General features: G+C 43.5%; 15 protein-coding genes and 1 pseudogene. 3 read left to right on the forward strand and 13 right to left on the reverse strand.

Annotated elements, in window-relative coordinates; all coding sequences use genetic code 11:
* A partial coding sequence (locus A8L45_RS07775; RefSeq protein WP_139122332.1) for a hypothetical protein occupies window positions 1-371 on the reverse strand: 371 nt, incomplete at its 3' end.
* A gap of 307 nt (window positions 372-678) precedes the next feature.
* Between A8L45_RS07775 and A8L45_RS07780 the strand changes: the two genes are divergently transcribed.
* Together A8L45_RS07780 and A8L45_RS07785 are read left to right on the forward strand one after the other, a co-directional pair.
* A complete protein-coding gene (locus A8L45_RS07780) occupies window positions 679-1,998 on the forward strand; it encodes a hypothetical protein (RefSeq protein WP_068900931.1) in 1,320 nt (439 codons plus the stop codon).
* A 41-nt stretch (window positions 1,999-2,039) separates the two neighbouring features.
* Complete coding sequence (locus A8L45_RS07785) at window positions 2,040-2,861, forward strand: HNH endonuclease (protein ID WP_068900933.1); 822 nt, start codon at window positions 2,040-2,042, stop codon at window positions 2,859-2,861.
* Window positions 2,862-3,654: 793 nt separating this feature from the next.
* On the opposite strand, the gene A8L45_RS07795 is transcribed toward A8L45_RS07785, so the two are convergent.
* The 3 genes from A8L45_RS07795 to A8L45_RS07805 all read right to left on the reverse strand — a co-directional run bounded on the left by A8L45_RS07795 (window position 3,655) and on the right by A8L45_RS07805 (window position 5,258).
* Complete coding sequence (locus tag A8L45_RS07795; protein ID WP_217492128.1) at window positions 3,655-4,107, reverse strand: HIT family protein; 453 nt, start codon at window positions 4,105-4,107, stop codon at window positions 3,655-3,657.
* A 130-nt stretch (window positions 4,108-4,237) separates the two neighbouring features.
* Complete coding sequence (locus A8L45_RS07800; protein WP_068900938.1) at window positions 4,238-4,813, reverse strand: alpha/beta hydrolase; 576 nt, start codon at window positions 4,811-4,813, stop codon at window positions 4,238-4,240.
* Between the two features lie 40 nt (window positions 4,814-4,853).
* Window positions 4,854-5,258 (reverse strand): MAPEG family protein, encoded by a 405-nt coding sequence (locus A8L45_RS07805; RefSeq protein ID WP_068900940.1) that lies wholly within the window; start codon window positions 5,256-5,258, stop codon window positions 4,854-4,856.
* Window positions 5,259-5,372: 114 nt separating this feature from the next.
* Here A8L45_RS07805 and A8L45_RS25490 point away from each other — a divergent pair, with 114 nt between their 5' ends.
* Window positions 5,373-5,501: a hypothetical protein gene (locus A8L45_RS25490; protein ID WP_281181498.1), complete on the forward strand. Its 129-nt coding sequence runs from the start codon at window positions 5,373-5,375 to the stop codon at window positions 5,499-5,501.
* An 87-nt stretch (window positions 5,502-5,588) separates the two neighbouring features.
* Here A8L45_RS25490 and A8L45_RS07810 read toward each other — a convergent pair whose 3' ends face one another.
* The 9 genes and pseudogenes from A8L45_RS07810 to A8L45_RS07850 form a co-directional block, all read right to left on the reverse strand.
* Entirely contained in the window at window positions 5,589-6,074 is a 486-nt protein-coding gene (locus A8L45_RS07810) for a GNAT family N-acetyltransferase (RefSeq protein ID WP_068900941.1), read from the reverse strand.
* A 60-nt stretch (window positions 6,075-6,134) separates the two neighbouring features.
* Entirely contained in the window at window positions 6,135-6,656 is a 522-nt protein-coding gene (locus A8L45_RS07815) for a GNAT family N-acetyltransferase (RefSeq protein WP_068900943.1), read from the reverse strand.
* 356 nt (window positions 6,657-7,012) lie between these two features.
* Window positions 7,013-7,798 carry an alpha/beta hydrolase gene (locus tag A8L45_RS24490; protein ID WP_068900945.1) on the reverse strand — a complete coding sequence of 262 codons (786 nt, stop codon included), beginning with the start codon at window positions 7,796-7,798 and terminating at the stop codon, window positions 7,013-7,015.
* Window positions 7,799-7,954: 156 nt separating this feature from the next.
* Window positions 7,955-8,404: pseudogene (locus A8L45_RS07825) on the reverse strand (GNAT family N-acetyltransferase).
* A 250-nt stretch (window positions 8,405-8,654) separates the two neighbouring features.
* On the reverse strand, window positions 8,655-9,545 hold the full coding sequence (locus A8L45_RS07830; RefSeq protein ID WP_068900947.1) for a sterol desaturase family protein: 891 nt from the start codon (window positions 9,543-9,545) through the stop codon (window positions 8,655-8,657).
* Window positions 9,546-9,604: 59 nt separating this feature from the next.
* Window positions 9,605-9,985 carry a MerR family transcriptional regulator gene (locus A8L45_RS07835; protein ID WP_068900949.1) on the reverse strand — a complete coding sequence of 127 codons (381 nt, stop codon included), beginning with the start codon at window positions 9,983-9,985 and terminating at the stop codon, window positions 9,605-9,607.
* A gap of 129 nt (window positions 9,986-10,114) precedes the next feature.
* Window positions 10,115-10,540 (reverse strand): type II toxin-antitoxin system PemK/MazF family toxin, encoded by a 426-nt coding sequence (locus tag A8L45_RS07840; protein WP_217492130.1) that lies wholly within the window; start codon window positions 10,538-10,540, stop codon window positions 10,115-10,117.
* Between the two features lie 232 nt (window positions 10,541-10,772).
* Window positions 10,773-11,078 carry an NIPSNAP family protein gene (locus A8L45_RS07845; RefSeq protein ID WP_068900951.1) on the reverse strand — a complete coding sequence of 102 codons (306 nt, stop codon included), beginning with the start codon at window positions 11,076-11,078 and terminating at the stop codon, window positions 10,773-10,775.
* A 286-nt stretch (window positions 11,079-11,364) separates the two neighbouring features.
* The gene (locus A8L45_RS07850) at window positions 11,365-12,252 is read right to left on the reverse strand and encodes a LysR family transcriptional regulator (RefSeq protein WP_068900953.1); all 888 of its coding nucleotides are present in this window, start codon (window positions 12,250-12,252) and stop codon (window positions 11,365-11,367) included.
* Window positions 12,253-12,378: the final 126 nt, after the last annotated feature.

Raw genomic sequence — 12,378 nt, forward strand, 5'->3', positions numbered from 1 at the left:
CCGATATTTTTTGTGTTGGCTGAGTGAAGAGTCAAACCTTCGCTATAACCTTTACCAACATACTTTACTTCGCTTTCTGGCGAGTAAAGAAATGAAAACTCATTATTAGCGTATTCGTAAGGTTTTCCGTTAACTGTATTTATATTAGCTGATATTGATTCAGCACCCTGTTTATAGCTTCCAGAGAAAATAAAGTCATAAATCTTACCTTCATACAACGTAAATGACCTCTCCCAGTCCCCAGTAGAGTCGTTAGTCTGTATATAGTATCCATCGGGGAGGCCAATACGTGTGACAGAACCGTCACTATCTGCATTACACCCCGATAGTAAAACGGTGAGAGGTAATAAAGGTAAAACCAAATTTTTCATGATAACTGCCTACTGCGCAATAAAGTGTGATGAAACTTTACTGTTAAAAAAAATCAGATGATTCTACTGCGCTATTAATTGGAGTGGCTTCATACCCCTACTTCAAAGATCATGTGGTCCGTCGCAAATCATGATGGTTGAGTGAATAGGTTCTTCTCTGTCTCTTTTGCCTTCAAACGAGGGCGACCCCCGCGAAAAAAAAATTTTTCAGGTCATATGGTCATCACCAGCAGTAATCTCAATTTTGATGATTTTTTGTCCAGAATGTTGTAGCGTTATGCGTAACGTTGTATGCAAAGGAAGACGTATGACACGAGCTCGCAATACTTCTACTAACAAAATTGAGTTTTCTCACGATCTCGAAAGGTTTAAAAGCAGGACAAATCTCCCTAAATACTGCTGTCCTAACAACTTATGCCGCTCCGAAGCCTTTCCTTGGGCAATAGGGTCCGATAAACGTACACCTCATTTCCAATATAGAAATGGACATGCAGATAGGTGCCATTTTGAGGGGATGGGGACCACCTCAGATAAAATTTTGGGTGGAGGTAGTAGTTCTTTTAAATTGCCTTACAAGAGCGAGCTAGTTTTTCCGAAAGTTGAAACAGTAAAAAAGCAAGACAAAGATGGTGGTAGAACTCAAGGAACTATCCGTGCGAATAGCAATAGCAGAAGCTCAGATACAAGGACAAACAAAAGACAGAGTCAGAAGACATCTTTAGTTGGCGCATTAGCGGAATTTTACCTTGAGGATATTGATAAGCACAGTAATCTTCCTTTGAAGTTATTATCAAAAAAAACGACTTATCGAGGTGCCTTTCAGAATCTTTGGGTCAGAGACGGAGTCCGGTATAACGAAAACTTTATCTTTTACTCCGAACTAAAGGTCTTTAAACCGGCAGTACATCAAACCAATACTATCGAAGTTCATTTACATACGTATTGCGCAGAGTCTCGTTGTAATTATGTACTAAAACTGGATACCACAGAATGGTCGGAGCCAGAGAAGGCGTCCGTCCGCTCTATGCTCGATATTACCCTTCAGGAGGGCAAAAAAGCATACGGAAAAGGTGATAAAGCGTTCACATTTTTTGTAGGTAAGCAAGATAACTCAGAGCCATACATATTTCATTGTAAGCTTGCAGACTTCTTTCATTGCTCAGTGTATGAGCCTTTTGAATTAATAGAAAATTATTTCGGCATTAAGAGCTGGAAGACTTCTGAAAAAAAGGTAAATAATTTACTGGAGCCCTTCGAAGACCGAGTCACTTATAAATATAATGACAACTTTGATCCCGATATAGAAAATCTATCGAAAGAGCTAGTAGAACCTCTCTTAGAGCCAATGCAAGAGCTTTCAGAAAATCTTCCTGTACCGACTTTAGAGGCTGTAGATACGGCAGAGATTGAGAGAGATGATAAAAGTTTAAAACAGAATGGTTTAAGTCATCCTTTACCGGAACAGGGAGAGGTGTCTGGTCATAGCGAAACACCAATTAATTCCGAAGGGACCAAGGTAGAAAAGTCAGAAAATATCTCAAATCATGATTCGGATGTTTTTTTAAAAAAAGAGAAAAATGGAGTCATCCAATATTTTCAGAAATTGGTAAAAAAATTAGGGCTGTAGAAGGGTTAAATCAAACTTCACAGTTTGCGGCGGTATAAAAGGTGATAAATAACATAAGTGAGTTGCTCAACGGTGTAAGGTTTGGTTTCACCTGGGATGTTGAGATTGAAAAGGTAGCAGTAAAAACAGCCGATAAGTCTTTGATTCAATCATCCACAACCGGAGTGCCAAAAGATTTGGTGCCATTTTTCTTTTCTTCAGCGCTTAATCCCGGCGAGACACGCTTTTTTAGCGTGTTTATTGGTGGCGCATGCCAAGATATTCCGATAAAGAGAAAACCTGATGGCCGGCACGTCATGTCGTTAGTTGGTTTAAAGAACCAACTGAGCCTTAACCAAATGTCTATTGATGTTGATAGTGTATGGTTTGAACGAGTGGGCGGCGATTTTCTGGTCTACACAAAATGTACTAATGGCAAATCTCTACTGCCTACTCAATTAGCGAAGCCTTCTGGAAACACAACGCGAAAAGTTAATTCTGATGCTAGGGTAGGGCAAGCTTACTTTAAGCAGGAAGTCAGAAAGGTATGCGGCAATCGTTGTGTGGTAACGGGGGTTGTGGACCAAAAACCGAGCATCCTTATAGGAAGCCATATTAAACCATGGCGTATAGCAAATGATGAAGAAAGGCTGGATGGTAATAATGGCCTCTTGCTGGCCCCTCACATCGATAAGCTATTTGATGCAATGCTCATCTCCTTTTCACAGGAACGTAGGATTCTTGTCTCTGATCGCCTTAGCCGTGAAGTGATTGAGGCATGGGGTTTGGATCTAGATAGGCAATATGAGTTGAACGAGAACCAACTTAACTACATGAAATTTCACAGAGAGATATTCGAGACTAAAGTTACTAATTGCCTATAATCATCACTGGTTTAAGTCGTAGATTGATAATAGCTCTGCATGAAAAAAGACCGCTCAAGAATCTGTACCAAAATTTGTACCAAATACAATTTCTGCGGTCTTAGAGGGTTATAAAAGTTTAATTAAATCAATGCTATGATAGTTTTTATGTTAGCTTAATAAGCAAAATAGTAATATTTTCCATCTGACGTCCTTATTGTCGGCTGCGCGACATTTATTGGTTCGGCCTTCATCTCATCGCTTGCTCGAATAAAGGTAAATCTGAGAGAGTGCTGAACCAACTCACTTTTGATTCATCGTAAATATTTATGTCTGTTTTGAGGTCACCTGGGTGCCAATGTCTAAAAGGCCAAGGTGTTAGATGTTTTATTTCTTGTATTTTCGGTTTGTATAGAAGATCGCCAGTGAGTGTCCTCTTCCTACTTTCTTAAGTTTCAAATGCGTGAGTTTACTGACCTAATCCAAATAGTCGGGAGTGTGTAAATTAGTACCGCATTTTATACACCGATAGTCGCCGGTGGGAGCATTAGCAAAACTCTGAATGATTGCCTTAAACCAGCCGACCTTCTCCGGTTTGGTTACTTCACTTTTCCCAAAGTGTCGGTACTCATGACGAGTGACTTCCTTGCAATTGCAGCAAAATGCCTGCGTATGCTTGTCGCCATACATATCTATTACTCCATAAACAACGAACTATATGTTTTCCTGCAAAATTCTCATTGCAGCTAACGCTTGCCAGCGCCGGTAAAAAATAGCGTAGGGATATTTACAGGCCTTGCGTTGCCGGGCCCTGTTAATCTATCGCGACCCCTGCTTTAACAAGGTATTGCTTAAGATCATTCGCAAAATCTGCCATCTCATCTCTATTGAATTTAGGCGCATTTTCCCAGTCATAAAACCAGGCGGGGTACCTTCGTATTTCAGGTTTTTCAGACATGTAACGTGGGAAAATATGGGTATGTAAAGCTGGCTCGCTATTACCCAGAGTTTCGTAGTTAATACGGTAACAGCCTGTTAAATCTAACAAAGCGTCACCAATTACCGTTGTCTCGTAGAGATACTGTTTGCGATCTTCTTCAGTCAGGCTGTTTAACGACTCGACAACAGGGTCCGCTAATAAAAGGCAATAGCCCTTTAAAAACTGAACATCACCGATAACTACCCAGCCACTTTTAGTTTGACAGACTACGGTTTCATTCTTGCCATTTCGCGCAGCCTCGACACGATCATGTATCAGTGTTCCCAATTTTCTCATTCCTTTAATTAACAGGGTAAATACCGCCAAGGTGCACAATATAATTCCTGCGATTTTTCCCATGTGATTTACGGGTGAAATGTGCGAGCGTCTGCACGCCTAACAGCGTGATGTTGTGCTGTTAGACCGGACACCAAATTTTCGATTTGGCAATCTCCGCAATCGAAAAATGGTCGCCTTGCCAGGCAGTAAACTGTGTTAGCTGATTGCCGCTCACTGAAGTAAACGCTTCGATCGTTTGGATGGGCGTTCGTTGGTCATCGGTTGCGTGAATAATATGGATGGGTATGTGTGGAAAACTAAACGGTGAAGTGGGGCGGCTGTTAATGATAGTTGCAGACTGAAATCTACCCCCCGCCGCCAGTAATTCATAAACACCAACACCGCCACGACTATAACCCATGATATCTATATCCGCTCCATTGAATTGGAGGGAGAGATATTCGAGATACGGTATGAGTCGGTTAACGTCCCAGTATTCCCCTTGCATACAGCAGGCGACGATAAATGGCTGTTCCAGTTCTATTTCTTCATCACGAAGTAGAGACGCAAAATCAGGGAAAGCATATTGCCCCTCATACCCTGAGCCAAAGCCGCCTGCGCCATGAAGGTAAACATGAATACTTTTACAGGGTTTATCAATGCCAAAGACAATCGACTGTATGTCAGCGACTTCCGGCCAGTGGCTAAACGTCAAGTAAACCTCCAAACTCTCGACAAAACAAGGGGGCAATCGTCTACAACCACGACATCAGCCCTGATATAAACATTGCCAGCAGTCCAACGAGACTCACTGCAAATGAAATACTGCGCAAAATCTTCAGGTTAGAGTAATAAAACATCATGTGAGCAATTCGACCTGCTAAATACACTAAAGCACTTGTATTGAGCCATGTAGGATCGGCTGACGACAACACGGAAAACACCGCAAACAGAATAAATATCGCCACACTTTCATTTGTGTTTGAGAGTCCCCGAGAGGCACGAAACAAGAAGGTATTGTGGTCAGCTTCGACCGGGTGACCCGGCGTATGTTTTGTTGTGATCCCAACGACATCCAAAACCACCAACTGCATAAAAAATGTGAGTCCTGCCAAGCCCATGACGAGAACGGTGATGTTATAAGGTTCGATAAATTCCATTTTTAAATTCCTTTTGTTTTTTGCGCTTTTTCTCAACCGCTTGAAAAGGCGTGTAAATCGTAATGGGTCTACTATAATTCCTGCGATTTTTCCCATTTGATTTACGGTTGAAATGTGCGAGCGTCTGCACCTCTGGTATTTCCTGGCTGGCGTGAATCGGTAAAAATCATAGTTGATAGGGGAGGGAGTGACCCTCGAGCGATGCCGGGTTACGCCAGACGTGCTGGCGCAGATGCTGAGTGAAAGACGTAAGGCGGCAAGCGAAGTGGGAATCAGTAACATCAGGAAAACGTACGTGTCGCCACAGGCAGGTTTATCTGCAATTTACGGTCACGTTCGGAGCCATTTATACATGACGTAGCTATCAACAAGCCCAAGATGTGCATGCTTATAAGCCTTGGGGATTGTCCCTATAATAGAGAACCCCAGCTTCTGCCAAAGCTTCACCGCAACCTCATTGGTAGAAACCACGCTGTTAAATTGCATGGCATCAAAACCCAGCGTTAGCGCGGTTATCTGCGAATGCTCGCACATCAGGCGAGCGATACCTTTACCTCTCGCATCATTTGACACCATGTAACCACAGTTACAGATATGGCGACTCGGACCCATTGCATTTGGCTTGATGTAGTAAGTGCCTAAAACAAGGTTATCTTCAACATAAACGAATGCCCTGATTGACGATTCACACCAAAGCGTAAACGCCTCATCGATTGTCATATCGGGTTCAAAGGCATATGTTTCCTGAGCCTGAATCACCGTTGAAAATGTCGGCCAGAACTGTTCAAAGTCTGCTTTAGTGATGTCCCTGATCATGCATGTTCCCCTACGTTCACTGGATGTTTTCTTTGAACAGTTTGTCAGCCCTTCGAACAACTAATACATGTAACCTAACCAGTCTACATGCCCGGCTGACCAAGACTTGCCACTGACTGGTTTCACAAATAGTTCGTCAACATGATCGACCGCTACACCGTAATTGGTATGCTGATGAATTCTCAACCAAGAATGCAGGCTTTCTACTTTGGTGTAGCCTCTTTGTTCGTAAAAGCGACCTAGTTCGGAAATCAGTATGATGAAATCCACATCTGTCCCTTCAGCGAACGCGCTAACGTCAGACAGCATCAATGAACCAATGCCTTTTCCCCGGTATCTTTGGTCAACGCAGAAATCAATGATACCCAAGACGTTATACACCTCGTCTCCAACTTTAACCGCACGGTAATCTAACCCCAAATACCCTATAAGGTTGTCGCCCTCATACTGCAATGCACGCATGTGAGGACGTTGTTTAAAATAGGAGTAGTCTGATTGATGATCTGGAAAAGACTGATTCCTCAGCAGTTTGATTGACTCGTGCTGTTCTTTTGTCAGCGTAATTTCATGTACGATTTCCATATTCTTCCTTGTTAGGTTTAACAGATTAATAAACCCCAGACCAATATAGTTATTAATATTTATCCCATGGTCATCGTGGATGAAATTTGCGAGTGTCTGCACGCGATGACGCTTCTCGGTCGGAGGAGAGTGTTCAATATCCGGCGGGGGAAACAACGGAGTGGGGTATTGCGTAAAATAGGCAGCCAGAATGCTGGCTGCGCTTATCCTTATTGTTTGATGTTGGCTGTATTACTCTACACAACATGCAATATGTAAACATCACATGAGAGTGAACCCGCCAATACGACTAAAACTGCTCAACATCTGATGTTGAAAGCCTCCAACAGCGGTTTGGACCGAGAATCGTACGATGATCACCGAATCAGATGTCTTTGAAAAAAGGCTAATATACTGCGTATTGTTTGCTCTGTACCCGCCCAATGACCGATCACATCAAATGCATGACGTGCATTGGGTAAGTTAAGCAAGGTTACAGGCGTGTTGTGCCTTAGACATTGCGAAATAAATGCGTCAATAGAGCTATTTAGGCCCGGCATCTCATCCATTCCAGCCCGTACGACCAGTGTTGATGGTAGTTTAGGAAACCTTTGACCACTTAGAGGATTCACAAATCTAAACGTTTTCGACGCCTCTTTGACTGCTTGAGAATCACAGCTATCAACCATAAACCCATACAGAAGCGCTGCACATTTTATTGAAGTATCCTCAGCAAGGACGGACAGCGCATTTGGTACATTCCCGGAACAAGACCAAATAGATATTTTGTCCGGATCAATACCAAGAGCTGAAGCATTCTTACCCAAAAATTTTAGCAAGGTGAAAATATCCTTTTTAGGGTCAACATTTGAGTAAGTGAGTGCTGCAATGCCTGATGCAGCGAAGAGTTGTGCCCAAGATATGTACTGCTGCACTTCTTTGAGCTTCATTCCGGTCATTTGTTGAAAGCCGGGGTCGGGATATCCAGTGACAAAAATCACCAGAGATACTCGGCTTTTCAACGCCTTAGGGTAATAGATATCCATGACCAATGAAGGATCGGTTCCATAAACGATGTCTTTTTCACAGTGACCATCGAGTTCTATTGGATAGTTTATTCTTGAAGTGAAAAGCGGATTGCTCTGTAGCGTTGAATTACTCATTGGGTTTCTCTCTTTTTGGTGGATTCGAGAGAAAATTTAAAAGCCCTGAACAGGCGGAGAGGTGGAGAAAGCAGACAGTTAGAGCTAAATAATGGCGTCATGTTAGACATCGCAAATGACACTGTCAAGCACCGTTTATAATAGGCCTGTCATCGGTCAAGGCGTCAATATCATTGGTACATAGCGGATACCATTGTTGACTTGTTCCACATCTGTCGCTTGAAAACACAGTCGCCTGTAGAGACCTACTGCATTGACTGACGCTTATAGTTCAATGATTGAGGCTCCACTGAGCTTTTGCATTTCGGCGATGAGAGCACGGCCAATTCCTTGATTCTGGTACTGAGAGCTCACATACAATTGTGCAATGTAGTTACTTTGCCGCCACGCGATATAGCCAACGACCACACCATTTTTTACTGCTTTAACTGAACGATAAATCTCTGTATTTGTAACCTGCGAAATGTCCGCATTACGTGCGTTGCGCATGGCTTCCTGACCATGAGAGCTGAGTAATGGAATAACAAACTCTTCATTAACGGCTTCACCAAGAGCCAGGATTGCTTGAAGGTCTTCTGGAGCGACAAGCTGATAAGAAATGCCCATTTATTCTCCAATCACATGACAGACTTATAAACCCCAGATTGTTCAATGTAATTCCAAACAGTTTACTCTCAAATCTCCCTATGTTTTTACTGCGCACCGTCTCGAAGAAATAAGCCAGCCCCCCATTTCGGAAGTTCAGCCCTCTTGTACACCTAAAAAAGGCAATAGGGCCCAGATTCAGAAAAGAAAAAATAAGGGTAACTAGCCACATTCAATTACATGTAAAGACATGGCTGGCAACATGCAATGGTCAGCGCTTTGGGGGCTTTCTTAGCAAGTGACTAACAGACATTAATTGTCTGAAGTAGCCCGCATCGCCAGGATAGTTTCTACTCGATTCAAATAGCCCGACAGAGGTGTTATTTTTGTCTCGTACACTCTCGATCCTAAATGTTCCAAAAACCTGATCCCAAAGCACAATAGCGTTTCCATAGTTCGAATTAGCCTTGCCGGTATCCGTTGAGTGATGCCAACGGTGTAATTCATTGGTACTGAATATGTAATTCAGCCACCCACTTTTTAAGTCAATATTGGCATGCTGAAGCATTATCACAGGCTGCGACAATGCCAGGTAACCCAATAGGGCTTCTGGTGAAGGAACCAGAAGTAATACAGGAAACGTTCCAATCAAAAAATTTAGCAAGTAGTTCAGAGGATTAAGCCGCAGGTTGTTAATGGCATACAGCCGCTTACTACTATGATGCATGGCATGTAACCACCAAAGTGGCGTAATGATATGATGTAAGCGGTGAGACCAATATCGCCCCAGCTCGATAAGCAAGGTAACCACGATAATTTGACTGAGCAACGGCATGCCACTGAGCCAGGTAGTCTGGCTTATCTCTGACCACTCATAAACAGCAACCACCGCAATGGCGCCGACGAGTTTTAGCAGCGGTTCAATAACGGCAACCAGCATGACTGCGCTTGTTACGTCTGTTTTCAAATCATCATGATTTTTGTTCCAATCCGACCGGTATGGCACAAAGCGTTCGGCAAGAATGCCCGTGAACAGTGCCACCAACGCCCCTAAAAGTACGGCGAGTTCAAGGTTCCAGTTTTGGGAGTAGGCGAGAGTAAAAATGCTTACGCTTTGCAAAACAGCTAACCCAAGTAAGCACCGGGTAACGAAATAGGACATAGGCCTGACCTTTAGTTGATCAAAAGTACTCAGCCTACTGCCTCCCCTATGGGGGAGAGTCAAATACCATCTTCAAGCTGACATTGTGGGTTGTCTGACAGGCAACGTTTGATTTGGGCGTGTAACTCTGAGAGCGTTTTTTTCTGGTCTTGCATCCGTTGAATGTCTTCAGACAGCGACTGTTGTTTGTGCTCTATCATTTCTAGAATATGAAGCCATGGCGCCTGTTCATCTTTGTATGAAAGCGCTCGCTTGATCTCAGCCAATTTGAAGCCCTGTGCTTTGGCTTGCACAATACACTGAATGAGAAAAATATGAGTGTCGTTATATATTCGATAACGGCCGGATCTCGCCACGTCGGTCAGTAAGCCCAGTTTTTCATAAAAGCGAATGGCTTTAATGGATGCACCAGTCTTCTTCGAAACTTCGCCTATATACATGGGTTGTTGTGTACTCTGTTAACAGGGATCTAACGCCCAAATCATCAATGAACAGAAACAGGGCGTCTGCCGCTCAGGTCGGCTTGTCCCAATGCATTTTCTGGTCAGGTTTTATTCTGTTATTTACCTTTAACGCTTTGCAAAAAATGACGTTTGTTGAAACCTCATGCCTGAGAATATTTGGTTAACTCGATGCTCAGGTAACGAGCCAATGTACTCACCAAACTGCGCTTTTTGCGCCAGCGAGACTTGAGAGACAATCACGACACTTTGCTTGGGGAGGTTTGCTTCACCAGCGTCGAGCAGTATGTTGCCCGGTTCGTTAGCTCGCTTTCTGTTCGATGTTAGCGCGCAGGCCACGATAGTATCAATGCGGCTACGATTCAGAATGCTATCCTGAACCACGACGTAAGGGTGGGCGCAATCAACTCCGGGCCCCGTTGGCTCATGCAAGTTGATCCAAAACACATCACCTTTGTTGATTTCTAATTCATGCATTTTGGTTTCTAACTTATTCATCACTGTGTTGTTTGGTGCGACTTGTATAGACCCCATAGGCAATCATTAGGAACACAATCAGCAATAAAGCAGCAAAAAGTAGCCTTTTCGTTTGATGGATTGCAATACTTCTCGCTACTTTTCCTCGCGGTTTCATCCTATGAGCCTGAGCCAAATATAACGTTCGAATAACGGTCGCTTACTCTTCCATACTGATTGAAACACCGCAATCACAGGAAAAATGTTTCACCAGCAATCGTCCCTGCTCTGTTGTTTGTTATGCGCATGGTCAGTCGAGCACTGGCCTGAAAAAGCTACGTTCATAACTAATGATGCAATTCGTATCTTCAGCAAACTGAAAAGCAGCAATACATTCTTTGTCTTTGAATGAATCAGTGCGGTATGACTCGTAAGCCGCGAGACTTGGAAACGAAAACAAAGCTAAGGCTAAATTATTAGCACCTTCAGAAGGCAAGAAGTAGCCATGATGCTGACCACCAAACTTTCCTACAAGTGGGACCCACATTTTAGCGTATTCTTCAAATTCACTAATCTTATTTGGATCAATGATATATCTGAGATAACAGGTAACCATTTATCGAAGTCCTTTCGCCGTTTTCTTATTGACGCATAACGCCTGCCAGCGTCTTGAGAAAAATACCGCAACTCACTTTATGCAAGCCACGTGTAAGCCACCAAGAAACAACAACCTGAATGTGAATTCAAATGTGTGATCGGAATTTCAGACACGCAACGCAAACAAGAGTTGCGTGATAAATATCTCTAATCCAAGGATGCTGAAGCGCCTCTTCGTGGTTAACAATTTTCCCTAGGAACTCTACATTGCTCAGATGAGTCGGATTTTTCTTTATCGATTGAGGTTAATGTTCGTATGTCGATGCCACTTCAACTGCTAACTTTGCAGCTTCTTCCGCTGCCCCTTTCATTGGCGCATGAAGGTACGAAGCGGTAAAACCGAGCGGAGAGGGGGCCCAGTTACAATGTATTAACTGCAAATTGCCTGCTTCAATTTCAGGCTCGACCATGACAACTGGCAGTGTTGCTATGCCCAGCCCATCTCTGGTCATTCGAAAACATGCAGATAAAGAACTGGAGGTGAAAAATCGTGTGTTGGCAGCATCAGACTGAGAAAACTGTTCCTTTATTTCGCCAAAAGGCTGAGTGTTTCGGGCGTAGGTGATAATCGGAAACTGAGCCAATTCGGCGATGGTTAATTCAGATTTTTGCATCGGCAGCATATTACTGGCGACCCATACCAGTGGATAACGACAAAGCGGCATATTTTGGACTGAGGGTTCAGAAATTGGGCCCATTAAGAACGCCAGATCGAGCGTCCTGTCTAATAGGTCGTGGCGCAAATTTGAGGTGACGTCCACGGTAATGTCGATATCAAGCCGTGGAAATTTGTCGTTAAAGCGGCGCAAGAACTCTGTCAGCCAGGTATGTACTACCGTCTCTGAAATGCCAAGCCGCAATGTGCCAGAGAAGAGAGCATTATTCTCTGCCTGCCTTTGAAACCGGTCTGCGCTTTGCAACATCTTCTCGGCATAAGGCAACAACTCACGTCCCTTTACTGTCAGCGTGACTGGAGATGCGTCCCGGTCAAAAAGGGTGATGCCCAGCTCTTTTTCCAGAGCGGCAATACGTGAAGAAATAGCCGGTTGTGTTGTGAATTGTTGTTCGGCTGCTTTTCGAAAGCTGCGCATTGTTGCAACAAGGACAAAGGTTTCAATTTGTTTGAGGTTCATGAGGGGCTCGGCAAACTGCGTGTACCTGAAAAGATAGTGCAAAAAGTGAGGGATTCAATAGCGGAGAGAGATAATACCTTTTACTTAGGGAGTGTTTGTCGGGTGTATCATTTACATAGATGACCA

Origin of the sequence: Veronia pacifica (assembly GCF_001707825.1) — a bacterium.
GTDB lineage: Bacteria > Pseudomonadota > Gammaproteobacteria > Enterobacterales > Vibrionaceae > Veronia > Veronia pacifica.